The organism is Kitasatospora sp. NPDC023176, assembly GCF_055560495.1.
This window is the reverse complement of record NZ_JBVHIP010000051.1, coordinates 28,510-45,888: the sequence shown is the minus strand read 5'-3', so window position 1 is coordinate 45,888 and position 17,379 is coordinate 28,510. Positions and strand designations below refer to the sequence as shown.

13 protein-coding genes and 3 pseudogenes are annotated in these 17,379 nt (G+C 70.2%); 6 read left to right on the top strand and 10 right to left on the bottom strand.

What is annotated here, in order from left to right; all coding sequences use genetic code 11:
• Window positions 1–1,969: 1,969 nt before the first annotated feature.
• Window positions 1,970–2,437: a hypothetical protein gene (locus tag ACZ3YL_RS39015; RefSeq protein ID WP_465662324.1), complete on the bottom strand. Its 468-nt coding sequence runs from the start codon at window positions 2,435–2,437 to the stop codon at window positions 1,970–1,972.
• Between the two features lie 486 nt (window positions 2,438–2,923).
• On the opposite strand from ACZ3YL_RS39015, the gene ACZ3YL_RS39010 reads away from it, so the two are divergent.
• Complete coding sequence (locus tag ACZ3YL_RS39010) at window positions 2,924–3,490, top strand: lytic polysaccharide monooxygenase auxiliary activity family 9 protein (protein ID WP_465662322.1); 567 nt, start codon at window positions 2,924–2,926, stop codon at window positions 3,488–3,490.
• Between the two features lie 1,237 nt (window positions 3,491–4,727).
• Here the strand turns inward: ACZ3YL_RS39010 and ACZ3YL_RS39005 are convergent.
• Window positions 4,728–5,027: a hypothetical protein gene (locus tag ACZ3YL_RS39005; protein WP_465662320.1), complete on the bottom strand. Its 300-nt coding sequence runs from the start codon at window positions 5,025–5,027 to the stop codon at window positions 4,728–4,730.
• 395 nt (window positions 5,028–5,422) lie between these two features.
• Between ACZ3YL_RS39005 and ACZ3YL_RS39000 the strand changes: the two genes are divergently transcribed.
• The 3 genes and pseudogenes from ACZ3YL_RS39000 (at window position 5,423) to ACZ3YL_RS38990 (ending at window position 10,613) form a co-directional block, all read left to right on the top strand.
• The gene (locus tag ACZ3YL_RS39000; protein WP_465662318.1) at window positions 5,423–6,985 is read left to right on the top strand and encodes a hypothetical protein; all 1,563 of its coding nucleotides are present in this window, start codon (window positions 5,423–5,425) and stop codon (window positions 6,983–6,985) included.
• Window positions 6,986–8,323: 1,338 nt separating this feature from the next.
• Window positions 8,324–9,112: a hypothetical protein gene (locus ACZ3YL_RS38995; RefSeq protein ID WP_465662316.1), complete on the top strand. Its 789-nt coding sequence runs from the start codon at window positions 8,324–8,326 to the stop codon at window positions 9,110–9,112.
• A 138-nt stretch (window positions 9,113–9,250) separates the two neighbouring features.
• Window positions 9,251–10,613 (top strand): annotated as a pseudogene (locus tag ACZ3YL_RS38990) (NF041680 family putative transposase).
• 9 nt (window positions 10,614–10,622) lie between these two features.
• On the opposite strand, the gene ACZ3YL_RS38985 reads toward ACZ3YL_RS38990, so the two are convergent.
• Entirely contained in the window at window positions 10,623–10,808 is a 186-nt protein-coding gene (locus tag ACZ3YL_RS38985; RefSeq protein ID WP_188309857.1) for a KOW domain-containing RNA-binding protein, read from the bottom strand.
• 294 nt (window positions 10,809–11,102) lie between these two features.
• On the opposite strand from ACZ3YL_RS38985, the gene ACZ3YL_RS38980 reads away from it, so the two are divergent.
• Window positions 11,103–11,729: a class I SAM-dependent methyltransferase gene (locus ACZ3YL_RS38980; protein ID WP_188309940.1), complete on the top strand. Its 627-nt coding sequence runs from the start codon at window positions 11,103–11,105 to the stop codon at window positions 11,727–11,729.
• 88 nt (window positions 11,730–11,817) lie between these two features.
• Here ACZ3YL_RS38980 and ACZ3YL_RS38975 read toward each other — a convergent pair.
• The 3 genes and pseudogenes from ACZ3YL_RS38975 to ACZ3YL_RS38965 form a co-directional block, all read right to left on the bottom strand.
• Window positions 11,818–12,051: pseudogene (locus ACZ3YL_RS38975) on the bottom strand (transposase); the annotation flags it as partial.
• Window positions 12,052–12,075: 24 nt separating this feature from the next.
• Window positions 12,076–13,299: an IS630 family transposase gene (locus tag ACZ3YL_RS38970; protein ID WP_465662314.1), complete on the bottom strand. Its 1,224-nt coding sequence runs from the start codon at window positions 13,297–13,299 to the stop codon at window positions 12,076–12,078.
• Window positions 13,300–13,345: 46 nt separating this feature from the next.
• Window positions 13,346–13,714, bottom strand: a complete 369-nt coding sequence (locus ACZ3YL_RS38965) for a winged helix-turn-helix transcriptional regulator (RefSeq protein WP_465662326.1) — start codon at window positions 13,712–13,714, stop codon at window positions 13,346–13,348.
• A gap of 100 nt (window positions 13,715–13,814) precedes the next feature.
• Here ACZ3YL_RS38965 and ACZ3YL_RS38960 point away from each other — a divergent pair, with 100 nt between their 5' ends.
• The gene (locus ACZ3YL_RS38960) at window positions 13,815–14,441 is read left to right on the top strand and encodes an NADPH-dependent F420 reductase (RefSeq protein ID WP_465662312.1); all 627 of its coding nucleotides are present in this window, start codon (window positions 13,815–13,817) and stop codon (window positions 14,439–14,441) included.
• A 170-nt stretch (window positions 14,442–14,611) separates the two neighbouring features.
• Here ACZ3YL_RS38960 and ACZ3YL_RS38955 read toward each other — a convergent pair.
• The 4 genes and pseudogenes from ACZ3YL_RS38955 to ACZ3YL_RS38940 all read right to left on the bottom strand — a co-directional run.
• Window positions 14,612–15,253 (bottom strand): annotated as a pseudogene (locus ACZ3YL_RS38955) (IS5 family transposase); the annotation flags it as partial.
• A 73-nt stretch (window positions 15,254–15,326) separates the two neighbouring features.
• Window positions 15,327–15,755 carry a RacP protein gene (locus ACZ3YL_RS38950; protein ID WP_465662310.1) on the bottom strand — a complete coding sequence of 143 codons (429 nt, stop codon included), beginning with the start codon at window positions 15,753–15,755 and terminating at the stop codon, window positions 15,327–15,329.
• A 3-nt stretch (window positions 15,756–15,758) separates the two neighbouring features.
• On the bottom strand, window positions 15,759–16,574 hold the full coding sequence (locus ACZ3YL_RS38945; RefSeq protein ID WP_465662308.1) for a DUF6192 family protein: 816 nt from the start codon (window positions 16,572–16,574) through the stop codon (window positions 15,759–15,761).
• The gene (locus ACZ3YL_RS38940; RefSeq protein WP_465662306.1) at window positions 16,538–16,867 is read right to left on the bottom strand and encodes a hypothetical protein; all 330 of its coding nucleotides are present in this window, start codon (window positions 16,865–16,867) and stop codon (window positions 16,538–16,540) included. The genes ACZ3YL_RS38945 and ACZ3YL_RS38940 overlap by 37 nt, the downstream gene beginning before the upstream one ends.
• Window positions 16,868–17,379 lie beyond the last annotated feature (512 nt).

Genomic DNA, 17,379 nt, shown 5'->3' with positions numbered 1-17,379 from the left:
GGGGGCGGAAGCCTACGGCTTAGGCATTTCCTGGCGGAAATGCGGCGGTGCTGACGCACCGCCAGGTGCGGGGGTGCCGCCTGGCGGCGTCACCGTGGGTGGTGGCCCGAGGCTGCGCCTCGGGGCCCGGCTGCGCCGGGCGGGGGTGGCTGAGGCCCATTCGCCTGCGGCGAATTGGGGGCGGGTGGCGGCCCCCTGGCGGGGCCTCAACTTCGCGGTGGTTTGGCACGGGCCTGCGGCCCGCCGTGGGCAGCGTTGACGATGTGACACGAAATTCGGGTATAGGCCCTCCCCCTGCGGGCGGCCCCGGTGTTGACGATGTGACGTGAATTTCCGGTAGAAGCCCCTCCCCTGACGGGTAGGGCAATATCCAGAGCGGCACCCGTTGACGATATGACGCGAAATGCCGACGGCAGCGTCTTACCCAGGGAGCGAGGGCCCTGACGGGCCACCGGGGCTGCGCCCCGGCGACGTCGGCGCAGCACGGCCGGCGCCAACGGGCAGGCACACCCGACGGCTGCGGCGCCGGGCGCAGCGGGGTGGCGGGTGTCCCCACGGCTTCACCGGTCTACGACACCCCCCTTCGGCGTGAAGGCGACACCGCCCTTCAGCGACGCCCAGCCCTGACCAGCACGAAGCCGAAACCGACCGCTGAAAACAAGTGACGCCCGGACATCGCAACCCAAATGCCGTTCATCACCCTGCTGGGGCCTCCACCGCCAGGCCCTCCGTCGCCCCCGACGTCGCCCTCGGCACGGGCTCCCCGGGCAAGCCCTCCGAGGCCTGGCGCCCCGTACCGGGGCGCGGCGGGACCGGGCCCGTCGAAGATGCAAGAGCTGTCACCGACCCTGCCCCCTCGCCACCTCCCGCAATCAGGCCGAGGGCAGGCCGCGAAGACATCCCACCAGCCGTCACACCACACTCGGTCAAAAAGCCCTCGGGCAGGGCGCAGCAGGGGGCCCTCGATGCGCACGGGATTGTCACCTGATCGCGGGCTTCGAATGTTGCCGGGCAGACACGCGGGAATCAGTCGGTAATCCCGACCCGGTACCCGATAGGAAACGCGCCTGCCAGCCACCTTTAATCCCGCCTTGATGTCGCAGCAGGAATTCACTTGACGCCCGCTCCTATCGGCCGATAAAGGCCATCCAGTGCTCTCCGGAACACCTGGTGCTCTACACCGAAAGGACGGCTCGGAAAGGGGATCAGAAAGAGGGCTGGTCTTTGGCGGTGGGCCGGGGCCTGGCGGCCCCTCGAAAGGGGTTGTGGGTGTCGCCTGCGGCGTCACCGGAAGAAGGGGTGGTGGGTTTTCGGTGTGGGGCCTGGCGGCCCCGGCGCCGAGGTCGTCCTGGTGGCGCCTGCGGCACCCCCGGGCAGGTACCGGCCAAGTCCGCGACGGGGGCACCGTATCCGGCGGCGCGGGTGCGCCGAGGTGGAGCAGCACCGGCGGAGCAGGGCCAGGTGCGGCCTCCCGTCGAGGCCCCCCGGGGGCGGCTCGCCGGCTCCTGGACGGCGGCCTGACGGCCACCCACACCACCGCCCTGGTGGCGGGACGGCGCCCTGGACGGCTCCGAGGCGGGCGACCGCGGAGCACGGCCACCCGTCCCGGCTCCATGCGACGCGCGAGGTATCCCGCGAGGACGTCGGCCAGGCGCAGCGACCCAAGCGACCCGGACCGCCGACCCCCGCACCGGACGGCCGAGGCCGCGCCGAGGACGTCGGCGGCGGCGAGAACGGCGCGCGGCGCCGCACCGGACGGCGGCCCGACGCAGCGGGACGCCAGCGAGGACGGGCGTCACCTTGATGACTCGCGCGAGGCAGCTGTCCTCTGACAGGTGATCTTGACCATTTGCCAAGTGATCTTGACGGCGTGCGGGCCCCTGCTGCTTGATCTCGACCTAGGGAAGGGTGGCGCTCTCTGCAGCGGCCCTGGTGTCCGTGCGGTGCGCGGGCAGGTTTGACGGTGCGGTCAGCGTCCGTACAGGGAGATCACGGTCTGCCCGAAGGGCACGGGCTGATAGGTGTGCGGCCGCTCCGCTCGGTGGGCGTCCCAGCGGATCCGTGCGGTGGGCGGCAGGACGATCGGCACGGTCTTTCCGAAGCCCTCGTAGGTGGGAAGGGAGAGTCCCACGGAGACATAACCATTGGGCTGGGCGATGGACCCGGGCTCCGGCCCATACGGGAGGCGGGCTTCCACAGATGCGATGGGGAGCCAGGTGCCGCCGGCGTCGCGCACCTGGAGCCTGACGATGAGATGGGGCGGGTGTTCGATGTGCCGCTGTAGAAAGTCCTGCGGGGGCGCGCCGACGACGACGGAGAGGAAGACCGCCTCCGCAGCGGTCAGGTCGATGGGCTCGGAGTGGCCGGTCCCGGCGAGCGTGACGCCGGCTGGGTTGTCGAGGTTGTTGGCCCAGATCAGCCGCGCGGGTTGGGGCACGGATCCCTCCAAGCGGCGGCGGGGGCGCGCGGCCGCGCGCCCCTGGGGGACACCATCTTCACGTGGGGTCGCTCGAACAGGGAAGCCTGTAATCGGGCGCAGACGCTACGGTGCGCGCACGACTGCCAGCCCCGGTGGAACCGGTTCACGTCCGAAGAGACTTGGGACCTGCTTGTTGGACCAGGCGGTAAGACTCGCCTGGCAAACAGTCAAGATCACCTGTCAGAGGTCAGCTGACCTGTGACAGCGAAGGTGGACGGCGTGCCGCCGAAGTTGGATCGACAGCCGTTCGTGACACCGAAGATGGACTGGTCGGACTCAGGCCAGCGCGGTAGGTGCCTTGAGGCGCCTGAGCATCTCGTGCTTGGTGTCGAGAGCCGAGGCAGCCCGCGCCGCGAGTTCGTGGATCGGGTCGGATACCGGCTTACCCGAGGTGAGGCTGTAACTTTTAGTGCACATCTGCACACATAGCGTGAGGATCGTCTCATGGACATCATGCACGGAGCGGTCAGCTCTCCCCCCTCCCGGGCCCAGCTCTACCTGGAGGGCTGGCAGGCCAACGGCCTGGAGGCCGGCAAATTCTTCCCCGCGACTCAGGCGGGCCTGACCGATCCCGTCGCCCCGGACGACGTGGTCAACGCCCAGCCGCCGGCGGACGGGAAGATCGCCAGCGCCGGTATGGACTTCGCCACATCCCTGGACGCGGTCGACACCGACTGGAAGAAGCACCAGGTCACCTCCGGCCAGAACCTGGAGATCACCTGGGGGTTCCACGCGGAGCACAAGACCCGCCGCTTCAACTACTTCCTCACCAAGAGCGACTGGAATCCCGGCCGGCCCCTGACACGCGCCCAGTTCGAGGCTGAGCCCTTCCACAACGTCCAGCTCACCGAGCAGCCCTACTGGGAGCACCAGCTCAACCCGGGCAACCCCGTCACCCACACCCTCCGCCTGCCCCAGCGCAACGCCGGCCACCAGGTCCTGCTCGCCGTGTGGGAGGTCGCCGACACCGGCAACGCCTTCTACCAGGTCATCGACCTCCAGTACACGTAGCTCAACCGCGCCCCCCACGGCCAGCGCCGGCCCCGCCACCACGCAAGGGGCCGGCGCACCCGTTCACCGGCCCACACCGCTGCGAATCGGCTGTCTGCGACAGCACTCAGAGGCGGTCCATCTTCACTGGCACAAAGGGCCCTCGGTCCAACCCCTGTGGCAATCGGTCCGACTTTGCCGTCACAGGACATCAGCAGCGGGGCCGCCCGCACCGGCCGGGCTGGGACAGCAGACGGCTCACCGCTCCCACCAGGCAGGACGGCCTGAGACCGTCCCAGCGAAACGGACACAACGGACAGGCTGGGACACCGCTGGGACACCCCCTCCACGGCACGGCACCACCAGGCCCCGAGACAGCGAGGACGGCGGGCCGGACGACGGCTCGATGACCCGCGCGAGCCATCCCCACCAAGGCCGGCGAACGGCAGCGACACCAGGCAGCACCGGCCCGGCGCAGCAGGACGTCGACAGCGGCCGGAACGGCGGGCGGGGGCGAGGACGACGGAGCGGGTACCCCGGGTACCCGCGCAGCGCTGCACCGCGGACGGGACGGGGCCGGTGCGATGCAGCGCTGCGCTGCACTGCACTGCACCAGGGACGGCCCCCACCCGGCGGCCGGCGGCCTGGACGACGGCGACCTCGGTACGACGGCGGGCGAGCGGCCTGGACGACGGCGGCCGGGCCGCCCGCTCGGCGGCGAGGACGGCGGGCGAGCGGCCTGGACGACGGCGTCCGGGCCGCCCGCTCGGCGGCGAGGACGGCGTCCGGGCGGACAGCGGGCAGGACGCCGGAGCGCGGCCGGGGGCCCGGGCAACGCCAGGACGGCCAACGCCAGGACAACGAACAGCGGCCCCATGACAGGCCGCCCACCACCGCCCTGACAGGCTGACACCCCGGTGCGCGTCACACCCCATTGCCCGTGACGCGCACCCACCACCCCCGGAAAACCCGCCGGAAAACCCGCCCGAAAGACCAGCAGAAACCCGGGAAGACCACGCTCCCAAAAGCACCCGGAAAACCAGCCTGAAAACCAGTCGGAACACGACCACGGAAACACACCGGAGAACCCCGGAAAAACACCGGCAATTCCCCGCCCCCGACACCCCACCCCCCCGCATATGACATGCTCACGGCGAGCACGTACAGCAACCGAAACGAGCCCCGCCACACACCACCGCAACACCCCGGCACCACCCGACAATTGGTCCAACCAACAACACCCAAACCCCCAAAACACTCAAAAACACCCACCCACCCGGCGACAGGTCACACCCGACGGCCCCTCGCCGGGAAGGTCGCGTCGCAGCTCTGCCTCCCGCCACGGGTTATCCGGGGTGGAGACCAGCACGGCCACCAGCTCGCGCTTGGTCGGGACCGGCAGCATCAGCGGACCCAAGTCCTTGACGGCGCGATCCTGTTCGCACTGCGGGCACTTCAGCCGGTCCGGGCGGGCCTTCTCCCGCAGCTCCAGCTTCGAGCCCTCCTTCCCGCCGATCGAGCCCCGGCACGTCCAGCACGGGCGCAGCACGGCGTTCACCGTACGGGGGATCTGGGCGCGTGCTGTTGGTGACAGGGCGGTAAAAGCAGAAGGCTGGGCGCGGGAAGGAGGGAACTGCCTTCGGGTTCTGCTGTTCTCCGCGAGGCTGGGGCCATGGTTCCCGGGATCTTCCGTGTGTCTCCGTTCACCAGAGAGACGACCTACTCACTCCTTGGCCGAGTCACCGCCCGCTCTCTACGGCCGGGACGACGCCGATGCCGGTTTCTCGTAGCCGCACGGCCCGCTGCGACACACGTGGTATCTCATCGCCTCGCTACCTCAAAGTGATCGGATCAGGGCATTTAATGATGTTTTGTCCTGTATTTTTTGTCAGGCGTCCTGTCATGCCCGCGCCTTGTAGCGTGAGGGCGCAGGGCGCTTCGCTGTGAGGAGAGGTGAACCCGCGGATGAGTGCTCGTACTCGCGGACAGGGCGATCTGCCGTGGTACCGGGTCAGCCGTCAGTGGCCCGTGGCTTTGTTCGACAGGACCCCGGTTGGTGCCGTCGTCGCGTCCGATCCGGTCGGCTCGGGTGGACGGCGTGGGGAGCGCGGCGTGGGGGCGGTATCGGTGGGGAGCGCGCTGCTGTCCGGTATGGCGCTGCTGGCGGCCACGGCTCCACCGGTGGCCGCCGCGCCAGTGGAGGCCATGCCAGTGCGGGCGCAGCGGGCTGATCCGTCGCAGACCTTCACCTTCACCGGCGCTGCGCAGACCTTGACGGTCCCGGCGGGGGCGGTGGTGACGATCACCGCGGACGGCGCCGGCGGCGCCGACAACACCGGCACCGCCTGTTCCGTCACGGGGACGGGCGGGACGGGCGCACAGGTCGTGACCACCCTGCCGCAAACCACCGCCCCGACGACCTTCACCATCAACGTCGGCGGCACCGGCGGCAAAGGTTGCAACGGCACCGGGACGGGGGGCGCAGGCGGGTTCAACGGCGGCGCCCCGGGCGGGAGCTTCCCGGCCAGTGGTTTTCGGGACGAAGGTCCGGGTGGGGGCGGGGCCTCCAGCGTCAGCGCGGGCGGCCCCTTGCTGGTGGTCGCCGGGGGCGGCGGTGCCGCCGGCGGCACCGGAGCGGGCTCTGCGGGGGGGAACGGGGGCAACGGCGGAACAGCGGATGCCACCGGCGGTACCGCGGGAAGTGCCACCGGCCCTGGGGCTTCGCCGGGGCAGGGCGGGGGCGGCGGCAGCACCAGTACCGGGGGTGCCGGCGGGGCCGCCGGCACCGTTCCATCCTGTGGCGCTACGCAGGGTGGGCCAGGAGGCGGGTTCTCCGGTGCCACGGTCGGCACCGGCGGCACCGGCGGCAGCATCGGCGGCGGCTGCGCCCTCACCATCACCGGTGCCGGTGGGGGCGGTGGAGGTGGGTATTTCGCCGGCGGGGGCGGCGGCAGCGGCGCCGTCAACAACCTCGGCACCTCGGCAAGTGGGGGCGGGGGCGGTGGGGGCAGCAGCTTCGCCACCCCCACGGGTATCCCCACGTCCTACGCGCCGTCGACGATCGGAACGGCGAACCACAACGGCCAGGTGACCATCTCCTATACCCTCCCGTCCTTGACCGTCACCAAGACCCACACCAGGCACTTCACCCAGGGACGGGACGGCACCTACACCATCACCGCCGGCAACGCCGCCGGGGCCGCCCCGACCGACGGCACCACGGTCACCGTGTACGACACCCTCCCCGACGGACTCAGAGCCGACAGCATCAGTGGCACGGGATGGAACTGCACCCTGAACAACCTCACCTGCACCCGTAACGACGTCCTTGCCGCCGGGAGCAGCTACCCGCCCATCACCCTGAAGGTCGACGTCTCCTGCAGCGCCCGCGACCAGGTGACGAACACCGTCACCGCCATCGGCGGCGGCGACACCGCCAGCCACACCGCCACCGACCCCACCACGATCAAGCGCCACGAGCACGACGAGCGCTGCGAGCGCCACGACCACTGGTAACCCAGCCAACCTGCGCCTGACGGCGGGGCCGTCCTCATGGACGGCCCCGCCGTCAGGCATGCGCCACTGATCAGTGGCACCGGATGCGACAACCCGCCATTCCACGCCCCCGCGCGCCAACAGGTCACACTTAGCGGCCCTTGGCCGGGTGGAGCTTCGTGTGGAGTACCCGCGCCTCCCACCACGGATCGTCGGGAACGGAGACCAGCGCCGCCACCAACCCACGCTTGGCCGGGACCGGCAGCACCAGCGGGCCCAACGCCCGTGCGGCACGGTCCCGCACGCACCCCGGGCACTCCAACCGGTCCGGCCGGCCTTCCCCCGCCGCTCCAGCTCCGAGCCCTCCTTCCCCCCGATCGAGCCCCGGCACCTCCAGCACCGGCGCAGCACGGCGTTGGCCGTGCGGGCAGCCTCCAACTGTTCTTCGGCCTCCCGTTCCAGGCGCTCCTCGCGGTCCTGGTGACAGGGCCAACAGCGGCCACCCGCGCGGCGGGTCCACCCGACCCGTCCCCCGGGGCCGTACTCCCAGGTGCTCTCCTCCTCGGGAACCTCCCCGCAGTCGATGCAGACCAGGAAGTCCATCAGCTCCTGGCGGGCCTTGTCCTCCTCGTCCTCGCGGGCGGCCTGGCGCAGGTCGTAGGCGGCCCGGTTGTCCGGGTTCTCCAGCGCCTCGATGAGGGAGTACCGGCCCGAGCGGCCGAAGCGCCACCACACCGGCCCGAGCGGCCCGCAGGCAGCCAGCAGCTCCAGCGTGGTCGCGATGATGGGCACGGCGTCGTCGTACTCGCGCCAGCCGTCGTCGTTGTCGTCGCGGACCCCCCTGCACCACCGGCCGCGCCAGCAGTCGACGGACAGGTCCGCAACGACCTGCTGCCGGTTGGCCAGCGCGACCGGTCCAGCCCCGGTGACCACCAGCGCGACCGGCGGGTACCCGGGCCGGGTATGGGGGCCGGGCCAGGAACGGCGCCACCAGTGCACCATGCGGAGCGGCTCGAGCAGCTCCCGGTCGGCCAGGGCCGGATCGTTGTCGCGGCCCCAGACGCGGTACCGCCCAGGACGAACGCGGCGATCGTCTCGTTGACCGCCATCGCGTGCCGGGCACCGGAGCAGCCGACACCTGGCAGGCCAGCACCCGCCCCGACCACCGAACGTCTTCCCCCCGCCCCGGCACACCTGCGCCGGGCGCTCCACGGGGACGTTTGTACTATCATCCGACGCGCCCAATGCCCAACAGTGTCACGGTCGCTCGCCGGAGGGCGGGCCACCGCGAAAGCGCTGGAACTGTGGTGACATCGGGTCGAACAGGACAGGCCGTGCCGTCGAACGTGGAGTGGTCGAATGCCATCACCGGGGCGCCGCAAGGCCCTCCTCGTCGTTGGCGCCGTCGTCGCCCTGGCTGCTCTGTCCGCAGTGGTGCGCTATGCGGACCGCGAACCCAGAGCTGACGCGGGGCTGTTCAGCCAGGTGCTCCTCAGCGCCGACGGCCGCACCCTCACAACACCGGTCATGTGGGCACCGTGTCAGGAGGCCGAACCGCGGCTGTTTGCGCGCGAGACGCCGCAGACGGTCGCCGCGGATCTGAAGACTGGGCGCACCGTGGACCAGACCCACGAGTGCCCCTCAGCCGGCCGTCTGGTCAGACTCACACTCCACGCCCCTCTGGGGACCAGAGAGCTGTCGGAGGCCAACACGGGAAAGCCCTTCGTCCCGTTCCCCGCCGCCCGGCTCGCCGACATCGGCTACCTCCCCCCGGGCTTCACCGCGATATCGGACGTCCCACAGGTCTTCGGCTCTGTGGCCGGACCCTGGACTCCCAATCCGTACAACCGCAGCGACACCATGCCCTCCTGGACCCGCTACTACGCGACCGTCGGCAAACCCGCGCTGAGCATCACCCAAAACCTCCCCGCAGCCGGCACCCACGACCCGGCACCGGGCACCCATGCCGGTCCACCGATGTCCGTCAACGGCCACAGCGCATCCCTCGTGTGCGACACGGATTCCGAACGCGCCCTCACCTGGTCCGACGGCGTCAGCACCTTCACCGTGGTGAGCATCGACCCGCGCCACGCGGCGCTCTCGACCTCCGAGCTCCTCCGGGTGGCCAACGGCCTGCGGAACCCCTGAGCTTGTGCTTTATCCATCAGGCTCGAATGTCGGCTCGAACGTGATCACCCGGATGGGGATTCGCCGGACGTGAGGGCGGCCTTCGTCTGATCCTGTGCTCCGACCAAGGTGCACGTGATCTCGACGAAGGCCGTGAGGGTGAGTCTGCTGCCTGATGCTGTCTGCGGGGAGGCGTTTGCGGAGGCGTCACGCTTCCGGGGTGACTTCTACGCATGTCTGACCGGTCGGCGCGACGTGTTGTTCGAGCTGGCCGACGCGCTGTTGTGTGCGGACGGGCCGGTGACGTCGCCGGCGGCTGCGGCGGACGCTGGCCGCGCTGTCCCAGCCGAAGGCCGCCGATGACCGGCTGGTCCTGGCCGTGGACGTGAGCAACTGGTTGCGGCCGGACGCCGAATGCAGCGCGGACAGGCTGTTCTGCCATACCTTCGGCCGCGACCAGCACCTGATGATCCCCGGCTGGCCGTACTCGTTCGTCGCCGCACTGGAGGCGGGCCGCACGTCCTGGTGCCAGTTGCTGGACGCCGTGCGGCTCGGCCCCGAGGACGACGTCGCCGAGGTCACCGCCGTCCAGGTCCGCCGTGTCGTCGAGGACCTGATTACCGCCGGCCGTTGGCACAAAGGCGATCCGGACATCCTGGTCGTCTTCGACGCCGGCTACGACGCCCCGCGCATGGCCTACCTCCTCGACGGGCTGCCCGTCGAGGTCCTGGGACGGATGCGCTCGGACCGCGTCATGCGCCGGCCGACACCCACCCAGCTGGAGTACTCCCGGGCCTATCCCCGGGGCGGGCGGCCTCCCAAGCACGGCAAGGAGTTCCGCTTCGCCAAGCCCGAGACCTGGGGCGAGCCGCACACGGCGACCGTCCAGGTCACCGACCGCTACGGAACAGCCCGGGCGATGGCCTGGGACCGTCTCCACCCCCGGCTCACCACCCGCTCCGCCTGGATCGACCACGACGGTGAACTCCCCATCATCGAAGGGACATTGATCCGTCTCGAGGTGGACCGCCTGACCGGCGGCGGCGACCCGCTGCCGCTGTGGCTGTGGTCCTCCGCCACCGGCCTGACGGGCGCTGACATCGATCTGCGCTGGCAGGCGTTCCTGCGGCGCTTCGACCTGGAGCACACGTTCCGCATGATCAAGCAGACCCTCGGCTGGACCCGGCCGAAGCTCCGCACCCCGGCAGCGGCGGACCGGTGGACGTGGTTGATCATCGTCGCGCATACCCAGCTACGGCTTGCCCGTCCGCTCGCCGAGGACGTCCGCCGGCCCTGGGAGCGACCGATGGAACCGAACAGGCTCACCCCGGCCCGGGTCCGCCGGGGGTTCAGAAACCTCCGCCCGGCCTTGCACTGCCCGGCCCGTGCGCCGAAACCCTCACGGCCAGGCCCCGGTAGGCCACTCGGGTCGAAGAACCAGCGACCGGCCACCCGCTATGACGTGGGCAAAACCGTCCGCCGCCCGGAGAGCATTAGCGAACGCGACCGGATCAGACCGTGAGGGACAAGATCAGACAACCCTGACGACATCCGACAACGGGATATCTATCCTGGTCGCGTCGCCGAAAATGTCCACCGTCAACTCGACACGGCCCCGAACATGGTCAACAGCCACGACAGGGCTCGTGAAGTCCGTGAACGGCCCACCGGTAATCCGCACATCGGCCCCAACCTGGATGTCCATCTCGTGCGTCACACCAGCCCCCTTCACGCCACTACGTCAATCAGCCACCGCCGACAGAAGCCAACCTACCTTCGGCGGATGGGGCCGAACCGCCCGGGGCAGGCTGCGATGCGACCGTTGGTTAAAGCACAAGCTGAGTACCTGTTCCTAAAGCTCCCAGTGGCATTTGCCCAGGTCAAAAATCGAACGCCGGGGTCAGGGTCGGCTGGCGAGCCAGCCCGATGATCTGTTGGGCCGGTGATAGCCGCCAGAGGCAGCCGGAAAAGGTGTCGCTCCACCAGTCATTGACCGGTACGGTGCGCCGTTGTGGATGTTGGAGATCCGAAGGACTTGGTCCGGCGTGGGTACGACCTGCTGTCCGTGCACTACGAGCGAGTGTTCAACAGCGAGACGAAGTACGGATCGTGGATCGAAGAGCTGCTCGGGCGTCTCCCGGAGGCGGGCACCGTGCTGGACGTAGGGTGCGGGACCGGAGTCCCCGTGGTCCGGTCGCTCGCCGCAGCGGGGCACCGTGTCACTGGCGTCGACATCAGCGACGTCCAGGTCCAGCGGGCTCGGGAACTGGTGCCGGAGGCCGAGTTCATTCGAGCGGACGCCACGACCCTGGCGTTCCCGTCGGGAACCTTCGACGCTGTGATCTGCCTGTACGCGCTGATCCACATTCCTGTCGAAGAACAGCCGGCCCTGCTGAAACGGATCGCATCGTGGCTGCGGCCGGGAGGCTGGTTCCTGGTCACCACCGGGTATCGGGCCTGGACCGGGACCGACGAGAACTGGCTTGGAGGCGGAGCCGCGATGTGGTGGAGTCACGCGGACGCGGACACGAACCGGTCCTGGCTGTTGCAAGCCGGCTTGGAGGTGTCGCGCGAGGAGTTCGTCCCCGAGGGCGATGGCGGCCATATCCTGTTCTGGGCACAGCAGCCTGAAAGCTGACGGGTAGTCGGCGGCCGTGGGAGAGTGACTGCCGGACGGCGCCCCGGGCGGGATCGGGCCAGGGTGGTGGCGGTGACCGTGAGAACGATCAGTCCCGCTGGGCCTCGCGGGAGGCAGGCTGTCCCGACCGCTTGGACTGCCGCTGGGTGATGCGCCTGGTCATCAAGGTGATCGCGGCCCAGGTGATCAGCGACTCGGAGTGCTGGACGAGGCGCTCGTAGTCCCGGGCGTGCCGACGCGCGTGCATCGCCCAGGCGTGACTTCGCTCGACGACCCAGCGGCGGGGCAGGACCACGAACCCCTTCGCGTCCTTAGTGGTCGAGTTTCGAAGTCCTTCGGGGGTTGATCAAGCGGCCCGTGCGTTGGAGGATTCTTCTTGTCGGTCGGTGAGTGTGTGCTGGTCGAGCCGGGCCAGCAGATCGTCCAGGTCGGTGGTGGTGAACTTCCACTGGAACGGTTGTGCCATGGCGTTGTAGCGGTCTTCGAATGCTCGGAGCCGGTCCCGGACCTCGACGAGGTCTGTGAAGTCGTTGGGTTGGACGACCTTGCGTTGGACGATGGAGAAGAAGATCTCGATCTGGTTCGTCCAGGAGGCGTGGACGGGGGTGTGGACCATGACCGCGTTCGGAAACGCCTTGGTCAGACGGTCGATGGCCCGCTTCCCGCGATGCGAGGAGCCGTTGTCGACGATCCAGAAGACGCGTTTCGCGCCGGCGTAGGGCTCCTGCGTCATGACCTGGGTGACCAGGTTCATGAACGGCACGATGCCAGTGGTGGGCTCGCAGCGGCCGGAGACCTTCGCCTGGTGGACGTCGTAGGCGGCGAGGTAGGCCAGGGCTCCGCCGCGGCCGTACTCGTGGTTGACGCGCATCGCCCGGGCCCGGCCCGGGGCCAAGGTCGGATGGCAGCGGCAGCGGGCCTGGACGGAGGTCTTCTCGTCGCTGGAGATCACAAACTCGTCCTCGCCCAGCGGGACGCCCTCGAACGTGCGGGCATAGAGGTCCAGGACACGCTGGGCCTTGGCGCGGAAGTCCGGGTCTCGGATGAAGATCCAGGACCGGTACTGCCAGGGCTTAAGCGCGTCCTCGCGCAGCCAGCGGCGCACCGTGGAGGCGGAGACGCTGTCGGTGATCCCGCGCGCGGTCAGTTCGGCAGCCAGCTCCCGGCAGGACCAGCGCGACAGCGGCACGCCGGTCTCGGCGGGTAACTGGCAGGCCAGCGCCTTGGCCTCGGTGCCCTGCACGGGGGTGAAACGGGCGGGGCGCCCTGAGCGCTTGCGATCGGCCAGGGCTGGCAGCCCACCGTCGGCGAACCGGCCGCGCCAGGCACGAACCGTGTCCAGGTGGAGGCCCGTCTCGCGGGCGATGCGCGCATTGGAGCGTCCGCGGGCCGCGTGCAGCACCACCTCTGCCCGTCGCCGGAGCTGGTACGGGGTCTTGTGACCGTAGGCCATCTTCTTCAATCGCTCGCGCTCGGCGGCGGTCGGGAATATCGGGCGGGCCGGGGCAACGGGCATGGCAGGCGGGCCGATCGGGAGAAGTGGATCACGACGGGTCGCAGCCTGCCGCATCCGGGCCGGGACGATCCGGCAGGATGGCCGCCATGCCCAGACCCGCCTACCCCGTGGCTGACGCCTCGTCGGCGCGGTCCTGGGCCTCCAGGACGCGATGGCCGTGTTCCGCCGACCACACGCCCATCGCGCGGATCGGAACCATGAAGCTGTGGCCCAGGTCGGTCAGTTCGTACTCGACGCGCGGGGGCGCCTCCGGGTAGGCCCGCCGCGTGACGAGCCCGTCGTACTCCAGGCGGCGCAGCGTCTCGTTGAGTACCTTGGCGCTGATCCCGCCGATGGCCGCGCGCAGTCGCCCGGGCCGCATCGGGCCGTCCACGAGCGCGAACACGACCACGCTGTTCCACCGATTGGTCAACAGGTCGAAGCCCACACGCGCCCGACAGTCCGCCAGATACTCGCCGTTGTGCCCCATCACTCCCCCGATTATGGTTCCCCGGCGGGAACCGAACGGTTCCTTTCGGCCGGTCTAGATTCACTCGAACGAACCGGCAGGTCAAGCAAAGGGGATCGATGTGCGGATCGGAATTATGGGTGCGGGCGCCATGGCCGAGGCCCTCGGTACGGGCTGGGCGAAGGCCGGGCACGACATTGTGGTCGGAGCGCGCGACGCGGACAGGGCGACGGATCTCGCGGCCCGGATCGGGGCCCGCGCGGGCACTTTCGCCGAGGCCGCCGCACACGGGGACGCGGTGCTCGCCGCGCTTCCGCACACCGCGATGCTCGACGTGGTCGCGTCGCTGGCCGACGCGCTCGCGGGGCGGGCCGTGATCGACTGCTCGAACCCGATCGTGCCAGGGCCGGGCGGGCTCATGCTCACCACCGATGGCGGCCCGTCCGCGGCCCGCCGGATCGCGGACGCGGCGCCAGGCGCGCACGTGGTCAAGGCGTTCAACGTGTGTGCCGCCGAGGTGTGGGCCCGGTACCCGGACGGCCTGGCGGTACCGCTGTGCGGGGAAGACGCCGGCGCCCTGGACCTGGTACGCGCGCTGGTGACGGACTTGGGCGCGATCCCGCTGGACGCGGGCGGCCTGGACCGGGCCGGCTACGTGGAAGCCACCGCCGCGTTCGTGATCGGGGTGTGGTTCGCGGGCGGTGACCCGCGCACGGTGCTGCCGCTCGTGGAGCACGCGCGGGGCTGATCGGGGGTCAGGTCCGCGTTCGCGGGAACACCAGGCGCGACCAGCGGCTTAAGCCCGGGTCGGCAGCCCCGCGCACCGAGGGGCCCTCGACTGCGCCTGCGAGCTCTACCTCACCACCACCGACCTCTAACCGGCACCCAGCACAAGCCCTGTCTCTACGTCAACCCTCGAAGGACCTGCGGAGCCGACCACTTAGGCCGGCTGACCGTCTTGACCGTGAGGTTCAGGTACTTCTTCGCCCAGCCGACCAACTGCCCGGCGTAGGCGGAGGCGGCCCAGACGATCGTGATTTCCGAGTGCATCAGCCGCAGTCGGAACAACACCTCCTTCGCCGCGTCGCGGTCGGTCATGTCGGCGGGGGTGACCATGACGAACAGCGGCAGGCCCTTGGTGTCCACCACCAGGTGCCGCTTCCTGCCGTTGATCTTTTTCGCCGCGTCGTAGCCGCGCGAGTCGCGGCCGACCGTCTCAGCGGCCTTCACCGACTGGGAGTCGATGACGGTGGCGACCGCGCCGGGGGCCCGGCCCATGTCGCGGCGGACCCGGGCGCGGAGCTGGCCGATCACCCCGGCCGCCGCCCAGCGGGCCATGAACCCGAAGACGGTCCGCCAGGGAGGGAAGTCCTTCGGCAGCGCGCGCCACTTGCAGCCCGTGTCCACGATGTAGCGGATCGCATCCACGATCTCCCGGCGCGGATGCTTCTCCGGGCGCCCGCCGGCCTTCGTCTCGCAGGCCGGTGTCGGCAGTAGCGGCTCGATGAGCGCCCACTCGTCGTCGAAGGTGTCCGAGGGGTAGCAGCGGCGGCGCGTCACGAACTCCCCCTTCGTATCTCAGGGCAGGCAGTTGGCGGGCCCGGCCGCCTCCGGCGGCCGGGCCCGGGGTCGGTCAGGCGTCGATGTAGTCGGCGATCACGTCGAGCGTGGACTCCACCGAGCTGAGCTGGGTGTTCAGGTGCTTGATCCAGCGGCCCTTGGGCTGCAGGACGGCGTGCGGGGCGACGACGCCGGTGATGAACCGGCGGATCTCGGTGAGCTTCTCGCGGATCACCGCGACCTCGTATGCCTGGAGCTCGACGGGGTCGGAGCAGAACTTGTAGCCGTCCGCCCGGCTCCAGATCAGCGGCGGCCAGTTCCGCTCGGCGATGATGTCGCGCAGGCAGGCAAGCCCCGCTCTGACCTGGCTCTTGCTGAGCGCCGAGGCCCGGGTGAGCTGGTCGAAGGCCAGCCCGGCGGGGCGGGCCTCGAAGAGGACCTTGCGGACGGTGTCGGCGTGCCGCTCGGCCGCCGCCGACCTGCGCTCGGAGGCGCGAGGCATCGCCTACTCACCCTGGAGCAGGCGGGCCAGCTCGCCGTCCATGTCGACCTTCCCGGTGTCGACCGCGGTCTCGATCCAGTCGAGCGTCGCCCGCACCCGGGCGACGTTCTCGTGGACGATCACGCGCTCGTCGTCGCCGAGCTCGCGGTCGCGCAGGCTCGGAACGACCCGGCCGGCCGCGGCGACGAACGCGTGGCAGGCGGTCACCAGGTCCAGGAACTCCACCGTCCGGTCGATGTTGCGGACCGCCGGCGCGAGCGGGCTGTTCTCCTCGAAGTGCTCGCGGGCCTGGCGGCCCCGCTCGACCTGGGCGTGGTTGACCTGGTGGCGGGCGGTGTCGTCGGCCATCTCCCGGGCCGCGACGTCCGGACGCCGCAGCAGGCCGGTGGTCACCTCCGCCGCCACGTGGTCGTCGCGGGTCAGCTCCTCGACGACCTTCACCTTCTCCCCCGGCGTGACCCGGGCGACCACCGCCGGCCGGTGCAGGAACTTGGGAGCGACCGCGGCGGCGACGTCGTCGTCGCGGGTCAGTTCCTCCACCACCCGGACCTTGTCCTCCGGCTTGACCTGCGCGACCACGGTCGGGCGCCGCAGGAGATCGCCCGTCACGGTGGCGGCGACTTCCTCGTCCTGGGCGAGGGTGTGGATCGCGCTGACCTTCTCCTGCGGGGTCACCGGGACGTCGACCTGCCGGCCGACCCGCCGGTTCGCGCCGTCCGCCGTCCAGCGGGACTTGCCCTCCGGCGGCGTGAGGATCGCGGCGAACCGCTCGTTCTCATCGGCTATGCCCGCCAGGATGCGGTGGACCGTGAACGACACTTTCGCTGCTGGCGCTCCTTCGGCCAGCGTGAGGCCGTCCACCGGGTGTCCTTGATCGACGCGTAGGACAGGCCGATGTCCTCCGCCAGCCGGACCAGCGAACCCTTCACCGAGAACATCTCATTCGCCGGCGCCGAGCCGCCCACCTCCCGCATCGGCTCGATCTCCAGCGCGTAGTCGCCGATCACGAACTGGCCCCTGGTCTGGCTCTCCACCACCTCGCGCAGCCTGGCCACGATCTCCTCGTAGCGGCTGACGCTAACACTTCCGACCTTCTCGGTCTCCTGAGCCATGTGGAATCTCACCACCAACTCGCCTACCGGGCACGGCAGTTGGCCGCGACGGGACCGGTCCGCTTCCGCGCAGCAGAGTCCGGCCCGGAATGTGGTGATTACAACAACTAGCTTGCGAATGAACGAAGTTGAACGAATCGCGACCGTCTCGGCGTTCGCTCAACGGTCACTGTGACCGTTGAGCGAACGGTTCGTTCCGGGCCCTCCAGGCCCTCATCACGCACCGCCGCGAGCAGTACCGGGCGTTCGAACGCCGGTCCACCCCGGCCGCCCACCACGCGTCACACTCCGGGCACTCCACTCGCCCGGCCCCGCTCAGCTCTGCCGCCACCCGCTTCCGCAGCCGCTGGTCCACCCGCCACTGCCTGGCACGACACGCCGTCGAGCAGAACCGCGCACCGGGCCGCGACTCCGGCCGGGGCGGCCGTAGCGCCACCAGACGGGGCCGAGGGGGCCGCGGGCGGCCGGCCGGATCGCCGTAGCGGCGACTTCAGCGAGGAGTGATCAAAAGG

What these genes read in the sequence shown, in the direction of transcription:
- ACZ3YL_RS39010 (WP_465662322.1), top strand. Translation starts at nt 2,924, where the DNA reads ATGGACATCATGCACGGAGCGGTCAGCTCTCCCCCCTCCCGGGCCCAG.
- ACZ3YL_RS38995 (WP_465662316.1), top strand. Translation starts at nt 8,324, where the DNA reads ATGCCATCACCGGGGCGCCGCAAGGCCCTCCTCGTCGTTGGCGCCGTC.
- ACZ3YL_RS38970 (WP_465662314.1), bottom strand. Translation starts at nt 13,299, where the DNA reads ATGCGGCAGGCTGCGACCCGTCGTGATCCACTTCTCCCGATCGGCCCG.
- ACZ3YL_RS38965 (WP_465662326.1), bottom strand. Translation starts at nt 13,714, where the DNA reads ATGGGGCACAACGGCGAGTATCTGGCGGACTGTCGGGCGCGTGTGGGC.
- ACZ3YL_RS38950 (WP_465662310.1), bottom strand. Translation starts at nt 15,755, where the DNA reads ATGCCTCGCGCCTCCGAGCGCAGGTCGGCGGCGGCCGAGCGGCACGCC.
- ACZ3YL_RS38940 (WP_465662306.1), bottom strand. Translation starts at nt 16,867, where the DNA reads ATGGCTCAGGAGACCGAGAAGGTCGGAAGTGTTAGCGTCAGCCGCTAC.